This window comes from Escherichia albertii NBRC 107761 = DSM 17582 (genome assembly GCF_000759775.1).
GTDB classification, from domain to species: Bacteria; Pseudomonadota; Gammaproteobacteria; order Enterobacterales; family Enterobacteriaceae; genus Escherichia; species Escherichia albertii.
The window spans coordinates 1-9,860 of sequence record NZ_BBMY01000157.1; the positions used below are offsets into that span (position 1 = coordinate 1).

10 protein-coding genes and 3 pseudogenes are annotated in these 9,860 nt (G+C 45.5%); 12 read left to right on the forward strand and 1 reads right to left on the reverse strand.

Annotation, left to right across the window (positions count from 1 at the left end; all coding sequences use genetic code 11):
* Positions 1-49 precede the first annotated feature (49 nt).
* The 3 genes and pseudogenes from EA14781_RS23880 to ves form a co-directional block, all read left to right on the forward strand.
* Positions 50-211, forward strand: a pseudogene (locus EA14781_RS23880) (succinylglutamate desuccinylase/aspartoacylase domain-containing protein); the annotation flags it as partial.
* A 329-nt stretch (positions 212-540) separates the two neighbouring features.
* Positions 541-1,026 carry an ATP-independent periplasmic protein-refolding chaperone Spy gene (gene spy / locus EA14781_RS20390; protein WP_000335219.1) on the forward strand — a complete coding sequence of 162 codons (486 nt, stop codon included), beginning with the start codon at positions 541-543 and terminating at the stop codon, positions 1,024-1,026.
* 209 nt (positions 1,027-1,235) lie between these two features.
* Positions 1,236-1,811 carry an environmental stress-induced protein Ves gene (gene ves / locus EA14781_RS20395; protein WP_002462265.1) on the forward strand — a complete coding sequence of 192 codons (576 nt, stop codon included), beginning with the start codon at positions 1,236-1,238 and terminating at the stop codon, positions 1,809-1,811.
* 71 nt (positions 1,812-1,882) lie between these two features.
* On the opposite strand, the gene nadE is transcribed toward ves, so the two are convergent.
* Positions 1,883-2,710, reverse strand: a complete 828-nt coding sequence (gene nadE, locus EA14781_RS20400; RefSeq protein WP_000175029.1) for an NAD(+) synthase — start codon at positions 2,708-2,710, stop codon at positions 1,883-1,885.
* 198 nt (positions 2,711-2,908) lie between these two features.
* On the opposite strand from nadE, the gene osmE reads away from it, so the two are divergent.
* The 9 genes and pseudogenes from osmE to EA14781_RS20450 form a co-directional block, all read left to right on the forward strand.
* Positions 2,909-3,247: an osmotically-inducible lipoprotein OsmE gene (gene osmE / locus EA14781_RS20405; protein ID WP_001039037.1), complete on the forward strand. Its 339-nt coding sequence runs from the start codon at positions 2,909-2,911 to the stop codon at positions 3,245-3,247.
* A 299-nt stretch (positions 3,248-3,546) separates the two neighbouring features.
* Positions 3,547-3,867 carry a PTS N,N'-diacetylchitobiose transporter subunit IIB gene (chbB, locus tag EA14781_RS20410; RefSeq protein WP_000412169.1) on the forward strand — a complete coding sequence of 107 codons (321 nt, stop codon included), beginning with the start codon at positions 3,547-3,549 and terminating at the stop codon, positions 3,865-3,867.
* Between the two features lie 81 nt (positions 3,868-3,948).
* Positions 3,949-5,307: a PTS N,N'-diacetylchitobiose transporter subunit IIC gene (gene chbC / locus EA14781_RS20415; protein WP_000073054.1), complete on the forward strand. Its 1,359-nt coding sequence runs from the start codon at positions 3,949-3,951 to the stop codon at positions 5,305-5,307.
* Between the two features lie 53 nt (positions 5,308-5,360).
* Complete coding sequence (chbA, locus tag EA14781_RS20420) at positions 5,361-5,711, forward strand: PTS N,N'-diacetylchitobiose transporter subunit IIA (protein WP_000968928.1); 351 nt, start codon at positions 5,361-5,363, stop codon at positions 5,709-5,711.
* Positions 5,712-5,718: 7 nt separating this feature from the next.
* Positions 5,719-6,561: pseudogene (gene chbR, locus EA14781_RS20430) on the forward strand (transcriptional regulator ChbR).
* Positions 6,562-6,664: 103 nt separating this feature from the next.
* Positions 6,665-8,017 carry a 6-phospho-beta-glucosidase gene (celF, locus tag EA14781_RS20435; protein ID WP_000078762.1) on the forward strand — a complete coding sequence of 451 codons (1,353 nt, stop codon included), beginning with the start codon at positions 6,665-6,667 and terminating at the stop codon, positions 8,015-8,017.
* Positions 8,018-8,029: 12 nt separating this feature from the next.
* On the forward strand, positions 8,030-8,794 hold the full coding sequence (gene chbG / locus EA14781_RS20440) for a chitin disaccharide deacetylase (RefSeq protein ID WP_000440486.1): 765 nt from the start codon (positions 8,030-8,032) through the stop codon (positions 8,792-8,794).
* Between the two features lie 244 nt (positions 8,795-9,038).
* Positions 9,039-9,302 carry a cell division activator CedA gene (gene cedA / locus EA14781_RS20445; protein ID WP_001241545.1) on the forward strand — a complete coding sequence of 88 codons (264 nt, stop codon included), beginning with the start codon at positions 9,039-9,041 and terminating at the stop codon, positions 9,300-9,302.
* Positions 9,303-9,464: 162 nt separating this feature from the next.
* Positions 9,465-9,860, forward strand: a pseudogene (locus tag EA14781_RS20450) (hypothetical protein); the annotation flags it as partial.

Sequence of the window (9,860 nt, forward strand, 5' to 3'; positions counted from 1 at the left end):
AGCACCTCAAAAACACCATCATACACTAAATCAGTAAGTTGGCAGCATTACCGAAACGCTGAACTTTACGCCGTTTAAAAAGGGAATATTGCTGGCTCAGGATGGAGAGGAATGTTTTACGGTGACCCATGATGTTGAATATGTTCTGTTTCCTAATCCATTGGTTGCAATAGGATTGCGTGCGGGATTAATGCTGGAAAAATTAACCTAATATTTGCCCGCAGAAATCATTCTGCGGGTGTCTAATTATTTTCTTATGAAATAATACAGATTAATCCTGGTTATTTGCTTTATTTGTCACCAGTTATCAGATATAGTTCTTCATAATCTCTGCAAAATCAGTTGGTTGAAATATTCCTTCATTGCTCTCCATCAAATTTTCTTTTTTTCTCCATAATTGGCGGAAAAATGTTTTTTACACTTTCATTGTTTTACCGTTGCTCTGATTAATTGACGCTAAACTTAGTAAAGTTTATCTCGTCAACACGGCACGTTACTTAAGAAAGCCGTACAAAATAACTGAAATGAAGGATATCGAATATGTGTAAATTAACTGCTCTGTTTGTTGCCTCTACCCTGGCTCTTGGCGCGGCTAATCTGGCTCACGCCGCAGATACGACTACCGCAGCACCGGCTGATGCGAAGCCGATGATGCATCATAAAGGTAAGTTTGGTCCGTATCAGGATATGATGTTTAAAGACCTGAACCTGACCGACGCGCAGAAACAGCAAATTCGCGAAATCATGAAAGGTCAGCGCGACCAGATGAAACGTCCGCCGCTGGAAGAACGCCGCGCAATGCATGACATTATTGCCAGCGATACCTTCGATAAGGCAAAAGCGGAAGCACAGATCGCGAAAATGGAAGAACAGCGCAAAGCGAACATGCTGGCGCACCTGGAAACCCAAAACAAGATTTACAACATTTTGACACCGGAACAGAAAAAGCAATTTAATGCGAATTTTGAGAAGCGTCTGACAGAACGCCCGGCAGCAAAAGGTAAAATGCCTGAAACCGCTGAATAATCTCTCAGCGTAAAGGCTTAAGACCGCCGGTCTTGTCCACTACCTTGCAGTAATGCGGTGGACAGGATCGGCGGTTTTCTTTTTTGTGCCTGTACCGGTCATTTTTGCCAAAAATTCCTGAATAGCGCTAAGGGAAATCACCCGAGTTGCCGATAACAATCCACGGTTGCCTGAACGATAACAATGAAAAGAGCATGCCGGGAGCGAGTATGGAATACTTTGATATGCGTAAAATGTCGGTAGATCTGTGGCGAAACGCGGCTGGTGAAACTCGCGAAATCTGTCGTTTTCCTCCGGCAAAACGTGATTTTTACTGGCGTGCCAGTATCGCTTCTATCGCGACCAATGGTGAGTTTTCGCTGTTTCCGGGAATGGAAAGGAGCGTGACGCTGCTGGAAGGCGGTGAGATATGTCTTGAAAGCACAGACCGTTTTAGCCACACCTTAAAGCCACTACAACCTTTTGCTTTTTCGGCAGATCAAGTCGTGAAGGCAAAACTGACGGAAGGGCAGATGTCGATGGATTTCAACGTCATGATACGCCTTGATATCTGTAAGGCGAAAGTCAGAATTGCCGATCGCACGTTTACCACGTTTGGCTCGCGCGGCGGAGTGGTGTTTGTGATCAGCGGGGCGTGGCAACTGGGTGATAAACTGTTGACCTCCGACCAGGGCGCGTGCTGGTACGATGGCAAACACACCCTGCGGCTTTTGCAATCGCAAGGTCAATTGCTGTTCAGTGAAATTAGCTGGCGTCCTGGTCATTCGCCGGAGTCCGTTCAGTAATTTTTTCCTAAAAGATAAAAGGGGATGCTGTGTCCGATAATATTGGCATTATCAGACACAGCTATGGGGCGTTATTTCTTCCAGAAATTATCAAAAACCGTAATCGGCGGGCGGCGTTTGTGTTCGGTTTTCAGATACCAGTTTTCAATCGTTCTGGCGACCTGTTCCGGTACGCTTTTCCCTTCCAGGTAGTCATCGATATTTTCATAGGTCACGCCAAGCGCGACTTCATCCGGCAGTGACGGGCGGTCATCTTCGAGATCTGCCGTCGGTGCTTTCTTATAGAGATGTTCCGGGCAACCTAATGCTGCCAGCAGCTGTTTACCCTGACGTTTGTTCAGACGATACAGCGGGTTAATGTCCGTACCGCCATCGCCATATTTAGTGAAGAATCCGGTAATGGCTTCTGCTGCATGATCGGTGCCGACCACGACGCCATTGGTCATGCCTGCAATGCTGTATTGTGCTTTCATCCGCTCGCGCGCTTTTTCGTTGCCGCGAACAAAATCACTTAATTCAATGCCAGCTTCGCGTAGCGCCTGTTCGCTGGCCAATACCGCACCTTTGATATTAACGGTTAACACACGATCTGGTTGAATAAAGGCAATCGCATCCTGGCAATCTTGCTCATCGGCCTGAACACAGTAAGGGAGGCGTACGGCAATAAATTGCAGTGATTCGTTGCCGCTCTCCTGACGCAGTTCATTAATCGCCATCTGGCACAGTTTTCCAGCAAGGGTGGAGTCCTGACCGCCGCTAATACCAAGAACCAGTGATTTAATGAACGGGTAAGTTTGCAGATAGCTTTTTAGAAAATCGACGCTGCGGCGAATTTCTTCTTCAGCATTAATCTGTGGTTTTGCGCCCAGCGCCTTTATTATTTGTTGCTGTAATGTCATTGAACCCCTCCAGAATGAAAATAAAACTTCCTTAAAGCTAACCCGTTGCTACAGAAACGACAAGCAACAGCGGGTTGAATGGCGGTTAAAACGCCATAGAGGAATCCTCTGAAAGGAGGCCGTTTTGTTCACAGGCTTGAAAAAGCGCCCGATATATTCCAGGCTTATCTAATACGCTGATAAACAAGAGGATGGAATATGAACAAGAATATGGCAGGAATTCTGGGGGCAGCGGCGGTATTAACGATGCTGGCGGGATGTACTGCGTATGATCGTGCCAAAGACCAGTTTGTACAGCCTGTGGTGAAAGACGTCAAAAAAGGCATGAGCCGGGCGCAGGTTGCACAAATTGCGGGGAAACCCTCGTCTGAAGTGAGCATGATCCACGCTCGTGGTACGTGCCAGACTTACATCCTGGGTCAACGTGATGGTAAAGCAGAAACCTATTTTGTCGCGTTAGATGATACAGGACATGTGATCAACACCGGCTATCAGACCTGTTCCGAATATGACACCGATCCGCAGGCAACGAAGTAATCGCTTCGTCTGAAAGCTTGAGTAACAAAGGAAACCGGCCATCGTGCCGGTTTTTTTGTGGTTGTTTTCTTATTTATTGCTGCGAATTATTTGCCTGAAATGTGAAGAGGGTCATAACCTCAGGTCAATGAGAGACAATTTGTATGGTCAAAGAAATACTATTACTCAGGTCAATACCGTATACTCCTTTCAGCCACAAAAAAAAGTCATGTTGGTTTCGCAAGTTACCCAGTGCATGGAAGCAGGTGAAGGCTTGCGGAGTGTCTGGCTGACAGATAATCGTCGATGAGGGGCGTTTTATGGAAAAGAAACACATTTATCTGTTTTGTTCTGCGGGCATGTCAACTTCCTTACTGGTATCAAAGATGCGTGCGCAGGCTGAAAAATATGAAGTGCCGGTTATTATTGAAGCATTTCCAGAAACACTGGCCGGTGAGAAAGGTCAGAATGCCGATGTTGTGTTATTAGGGCCGCAGATCGCTTATATGTTGCCTGAAATTCAGCGTTTGTTACCTAACAAACCTGTTGAAGTCATTGACTCGCTGTTATATGGCAAAGTCGATGGTTTAGGCGTGCTTAAGGCTGCGGTAGCAGCAATTAAAAAAGCCGCAGCAAATTAATTTTTTAAATTTTCCGTCAAAGAGTTATTTCATAAATCTATACCGCAATATTTAAGTTGCGGTTTTTAAGGGTATTTTTCTATGAGTAATGTTATTGCATCGCTTGAAAAGGTACTCCTCCCTTTTGCAGTTAAAATAGGAAAGCAACCACACGTTAATGCAATCAAAAACGGTTTTATTCGCTTAATGCCGTTAACCCTCGCAGGGGCTATGTTTGTATTAATTAATAATGTTTTTCTTAGTTTTGGGGAGGGGTCGTTTTTTTATTCCTTAGGTATTCGCCTTGATGCTTCGACCATTGAAACGCTCAATAGCCTGAAAGGGATTGGCGGAAACGTTTATAACGGAACATTAGGGATTATGTCTTTAATGGCTCCGTTCTTTATCGGCATGGCGCTGGCAGAAGAACGAAAGGTCGATGCGCTGGCAGCGGGGTTATTATCCGTCGCAGCATTCATGACCGTTACGCCATATAGTGTTGGTGAGGCTTATGCAGTCGGCGCAAACTGGTTAGGCGGTGCAAATATCATCTCCGGGATTATTATCGGCCTGGTGGTGGCAGAAATGTTTACCTTTATTGTTCATCGTAACTGGGTGATTAAATTACCCGACAGTGTACCGACATCGGTTTCGCGCTCCTTCTCGGCATTAATTCCTGGTTTTATTATTCTTTCGGTGATGGGGATTATCTCCTGGGCGCTGACCACCTGGGGAACAAACTTCCATCAGATCATTATGGATACCATTTCGACGCCGCTGGCATCGTTGGGTAGCGTCGTCGGCTGGGCTTATGTGATCTTTGTCCCTTTGCTCTGGTTCTTCGGTATTCATGGCGCGCTGGCGCTGACTGCGCTGGACAACGGCATCATGACGCCGTGGGCACTGGAAAATATCGCGACCTATCAGCAATATGGTTCCGTTGAAGCGGCGCTGGCAGCAGGCAAGACCTTCCATATCTGGGCTAAGCCGATGCTGGATTCCTTTATTTTCCTTGGCGGCAGTGGCGCGACCTTAGGCTTGATTCTGGCAATCTTTATTGCTTCTCGCCGTGCTGATTATCGCCAGGTGGCGAAACTGGCGTTGCCATCCGGTATTTTCCAGATTAACGAACCGATTCTGTTTGGTCTGCCGATTATCATGAACCCGGTAATGTTTATCCCGTTCGTTCTGGTGCAACCGATTCTGGCTGCAATCACTCTGGCGGCGTATTACATGGGCATTATCCCTCCGGTAACCAACATTGCACCGTGGACGATGCCTACGGGGCTCGGAGCTTTCTTTAACACCAACGGTAGCGTTGCGGCGTTGTTGGTTGCTCTCTTTAACCTTGGGATCGCGACGTTGATTTATCTACCGTTTGTGGTGGTGGCTAACAAAGCACAAAACGTGATTGATAAGGAAGAGAGCGAAGAAGATATTGCGAGTGCTCTGAAATTTTAATTGATATCGGCACAGAGAAATCTGTGCCGGGTAAAGAAAGTGAGGAATTGATTATGATGGATCTCGACAATATCCCGGACACCCAAACCGAAGCCGAAGAACTGGAAGAAGTGGTGATGGGGCTTATTACCAACTCAGGACAAGCCCGCAGCCTGGCGTATGCCGCGTTAAAACAGGCTAAACAGGGAGATTTTGCCGCCGCGAGGACGATGATGGATCAATCGCGAATGGCTTTGAATGAAGCACATTTGGTGCAGACCAAGCTGATTGAAGGCGACGCAGGCGAAGGAAAGATGAAAGTCAGCCTGGTACTGGTTCACGCACAGGATCATTTAATGACTTCAATGCTTGCGCGTGAACTGATTACAGAATTAATTGAGCTTCACAAAAAATTGAAGGCATAAGGAGTCGATGATGCAGCCAGTGATTAACGCGCCGGAAATTGCTATTGCTCGTGAACAGCAACTGTTTAATGGCAAGAATTTCCATGTGTTTATCTACAATAAAACTGAAAGTATCAGCGGACTGCATCAGCATGATTATTATGAATTCACCCTGGTTTTAACCGGACGCTATTTCTAGGAAATAAACGGCAAGCGCGTGTTGCTGGAGCGAGGCGATTTTGTTTTTATCCCGTTGGGATCGCACCATCAAAGTTTTTATGAGTTTGGTGCCACGCGTATTTTGAATGTGGGGATCAGTAAACGCTTTTTTGAGCAGCACTATTTGCCATTATTGCCCTATTGCTTCGTTGCGTCACAGGTATACCGGACCAATAATGCTTTTCTTACCTATGTAGAAACGGTTATTTCTTCATTAAATTTCCGGGAAACTGGGTTAGAAGAGTTTGTAGAGATAGTCACTTTTTATGTCATCAACCGGTTGCGTCATTACCGCGAAGAACAGGTTATTGATGATGTACCACAGTGGTTAAAAAATACGGTAGAAAAGATGCATGACAAAGAGCAGTTTAGTGAGAACGCACTGGAAAATATGGTGGCGTTATCGGCTAAATCGCAGGAATATCTGACGCGTGCAACCCAGCGTTATTATGGCAAAACACCGATGCAGATTATTAACGAGATCCGCATTAACTTTGCTAAAAAACAACTGGAGATGACTAACTACTCTGTAACAGATATTGCGTTTGAGGCTGGTTATAGCAGCCCAAGTCTGTTTATTAAAACGTTTAAGAAGTTAACGTCATTTACGCCTAATAGCTATCGTAAGAAATTAACTGAGTTTAATCAGTAAAATATTTATCAGATATATATACCTGCCTTTGGTGTTTTGGGTTACTTCTGACTCGTGAGGCAGGTATGTCAAATATCCGTATTTCCTGATGAAGGGAGAAATTATGAGCCAGAAATTAAAAGTTGTCACGATCGGTGGCGGGAGTAGCTATACCCCAGAATTACTGGAAGGCTTTATTAAGCGTTATCATGAACTGCCGGTTAGTGAATTATGGCTGGTGGATGTTGAAGGTGGTAAAGCGAAGCTGGATATTATTTTTGATCTCTGTCAGCGGATGATAGATAACGCTGGCGTACCGATGAAGCTTTATAAAACACTGGATCGTCGCGAAGCGCTGAAAGGGGCGGATTTTGTCACCACTCAACTGCGTGTAGGCCAGTTGCCTGCCCGTGAACAGGATGAACGTATTCCATTAAGTCATGGTTATCTTGGGCAGGAAACTAACGGTGCAGGTGGTCTGTTTAAAGGTTTGCGCACTATTCCTGTTATTTTCGATATCGTGAAAGATGTTGAAGAATTGTGTCCGAATGCGTGGGTTATTAACTTCACGAACCCCGCAGGAATGGTTACTGAAGCGGTATATCGTCATACTGGATCTAAACGTTTTATCGGCGTTTGTAATATTCCGGTGGGCATGAAAATGTTTATCAACGATGTGCTGGCGCTGAAAGAAGATGATGATCTGTCTATCGATCTGTTCGGCCTGAACCACCTGGTGTTTATTAAAGATGTGTTAGTAAACGGCGAATCACGTTTTGCCGAATTGCTCGATGGCGTGGCGTCAGGGCAGTTAAAAGCCTCTTCCGTAAAAAATATTTTCGATCTGCCGTTTAGCGAAGGCTTAATTCGATCGCTGAATCTGTTGCCGTGTTCTTATCTGCTGTACTACTTCAAGCAAAAAGAGATGCTGGCGATTGAAATGGGCGAATACTACAAGGGCGGTGCGCGTGCACAGGTGGTTCAAAAAGTTGAGAAGCAACTTTTTGAGCTGTATAAAAATCCAGATCTGAAAGTTAAGCCTAAAGAGCTGGAGCAGCGCGGCGGGGCTTATTACTCCGACGCGGCGTGCGAAGTGATTAATGCTATCTACAACGACAAGCAAACGGAACACTACATTAATATTCCTCATCATGGCCATATTGATAATATTCCGGCTGACTGGGCAGTTGAAATGACCTGTACGCTGGGGCGCAATGGTGCGACGCCACATCCGCGTATTACGCATTTTGATGATAAAGTGATGGGCCTGATTCACACCATCAAAGGCTTTGAGATTGCCGCCAGTAATGCCGCACTTAGCGGTGAGTTTAACGATGTATTGCTGGCGCTGAATCTTAGCCCTCTGGTGCATTCAGATCGTGATGCAGAGGTGTTGGCCCGTGAGATGATTCTGGCGCATGAAAAGTGGTTGCCGAACTTCGCTGATTGCATTGCTGATCTCAAAAAAGCACATTAACCGGGGCTAAATATGGAACGCTTACTGATTGTTAATGCCGATGATTTTGGCTTAAGTAAAGGTCAGAACTACGGCATTATCGAGGCTTGTCGTAACGGTGTTGTCACTTCCACGACGGCGCTGGTGAATGGTGAAGCCATTTATCATGCGGCGCAGTTAAGTCGTGATGAACCGACTCTGGCGGTGGGGATGCATTTTGTCCTTACCATGGGCAAACCGTTGACCGCGATGCCGGGGCTGACTCGGGAAGGCGTGTTGGGGAAATGGATCTGGCAGTTGGCAGAAGAAGATGCCTTACCGCTGGAAGAAATTGCTCAGGAGCTGGTAAGTCAGTATCAGCGTTTCGTTGAACTGTTTGGCCGCAAACCTACGCACATTGATAGCCATCATCATGTGCATATGTTCCCGCAGATTCTCCCTCTTGTGGCGAAGTTTGCGGCGGAGCAGGGCATTGCGCTACGCATTGACCGTCAATCGGCTTTTAACGAGAGCGATTTACCTGCTAATTTGCGCAGTTCACAGGGATTCAGTAGTGCTTTTTATGGCGAAGAGATCAGTGAGTCACTGTTCCTGCAAGTACTTGATGATTCCAGTCAGCGAGATGAGACTTCGCTGGAGGTCATGTGCCATCCGGCGTTTATTGATAATACGATTCGCCAGAGTGCGTATTGCTTTCCACGGCTCATTGAGTTGGAGGTGTTGACGTCAGCGTCGTTAAAATATGCAATTGCCGAGCGTGGTTATCGGTTAGGCAGTTACCTTGACGTCCAGAGATAAAAGGCGGCGCAGTTGCGCCGCCTGAGACTGATGATACACAGCATCGCCTGATACGCTACGCTTATCAGGCCTGTTTTTTCCTGCAATATATTGAATTTGCGCCGCCTTTAATATTCCCTTCACCTCTTCCCCTTCTTCTGGTGGTCACTTTATCTTTACAGGCGACGCTCATCAGTGATAGCGCACGCGAAGCAGGACGTCGGGGGGCTAAATCGGCTAAACTACCGTTTTTCTAATTTTTAGTATGCGTTTAGTGAAGCCAGTAATGAAGAAACCGCTACGTCAGCAAAACCGCCCGATTATTAGCTATGTTCCGCGCACGGAACCTGCGCTGCCGGAACATGCGATGAAAATGGATACGTTTCGTGATGTATGGATACTACGTGGGAAATATGTGGCGTTTGTCCTGATGGGGGAGTCATTCTTGCGCTCACCGGCATTTAGCGTGCCGGAGTCCGCCCAGCGCTGGGCGAACCAGATACGGCAGGAAGGGGAAGTCGCTGAATAATTATCATGAATCCCTCTTTCTACAGAGGGGTTCAACGAATCTTTTCTCTTCATATAATACAGGATGAGCTATTTTTGATAGTTTACTCTGCACTTATGTTTATACACTTAATATTAATGTAATGCGCCACAGTGCTGAAGAATATAATTATTAAGGATATATATGATACCCAATATTTCATTGCAACATAGAGCGATTACCATGAGGTCATCATATGAGTTGTCAGAACAATATAAAATGAATTTGCAGAACTCTATGTCGTCACTCAGTGAATTTATATCAACTGGGCTATATCCAGAGGATGGTTTGAGCACTTCGTGTTTTAATTATATGATTGCTTCTATACATCATATTTCCTATGATTATGATGGCCCTAAATTTAGTTTTCATGCCAGTCTTGAAAGTGATAATAAAATTAAAGTGTCAATTTTTGCTTTGTGTGGCGGTGAGTTCCGTATCAGTGTATTTAATGAGAAGATGAATGCAATTGATTTCGAAACAACTTTTTGTGTTGAAAAAATGGTTAGCTTAATGAGTGTGAGAAATAAGTTGGTTATT

What these genes read in the sequence shown, in the direction of transcription:
- spy (WP_000335219.1), top strand. Translation starts at nt 541, where the DNA reads ATGTGTAAATTAACTGCTCTGTTTGTTGCCTCTACCCTGGCTCTTGGC.
- ves (WP_002462265.1), top strand. Translation starts at nt 1,236, where the DNA reads ATGGAATACTTTGATATGCGTAAAATGTCGGTAGATCTGTGGCGAAAC.
- nadE (WP_000175029.1), bottom strand. Translation starts at nt 2,710, where the DNA reads ATGACATTACAGCAACAAATAATAAAGGCGCTGGGCGCAAAACCACAG.
- osmE (WP_001039037.1), top strand. Translation starts at nt 2,909, where the DNA reads ATGAACAAGAATATGGCAGGAATTCTGGGGGCAGCGGCGGTATTAACG.
- chbB (WP_000412169.1), top strand. Translation starts at nt 3,547, where the DNA reads ATGGAAAAGAAACACATTTATCTGTTTTGTTCTGCGGGCATGTCAACT.
- chbC (WP_000073054.1), top strand. Translation starts at nt 3,949, where the DNA reads ATGAGTAATGTTATTGCATCGCTTGAAAAGGTACTCCTCCCTTTTGCA.
- chbA (WP_000968928.1), top strand. Translation starts at nt 5,361, where the DNA reads ATGATGGATCTCGACAATATCCCGGACACCCAAACCGAAGCCGAAGAA.
- celF (WP_000078762.1), top strand. Translation starts at nt 6,665, where the DNA reads ATGAGCCAGAAATTAAAAGTTGTCACGATCGGTGGCGGGAGTAGCTAT.
- chbG (WP_000440486.1), top strand. Translation starts at nt 8,030, where the DNA reads ATGGAACGCTTACTGATTGTTAATGCCGATGATTTTGGCTTAAGTAAA.
- cedA (WP_001241545.1), top strand. Translation starts at nt 9,039, where the DNA reads ATGCGTTTAGTGAAGCCAGTAATGAAGAAACCGCTACGTCAGCAAAAC.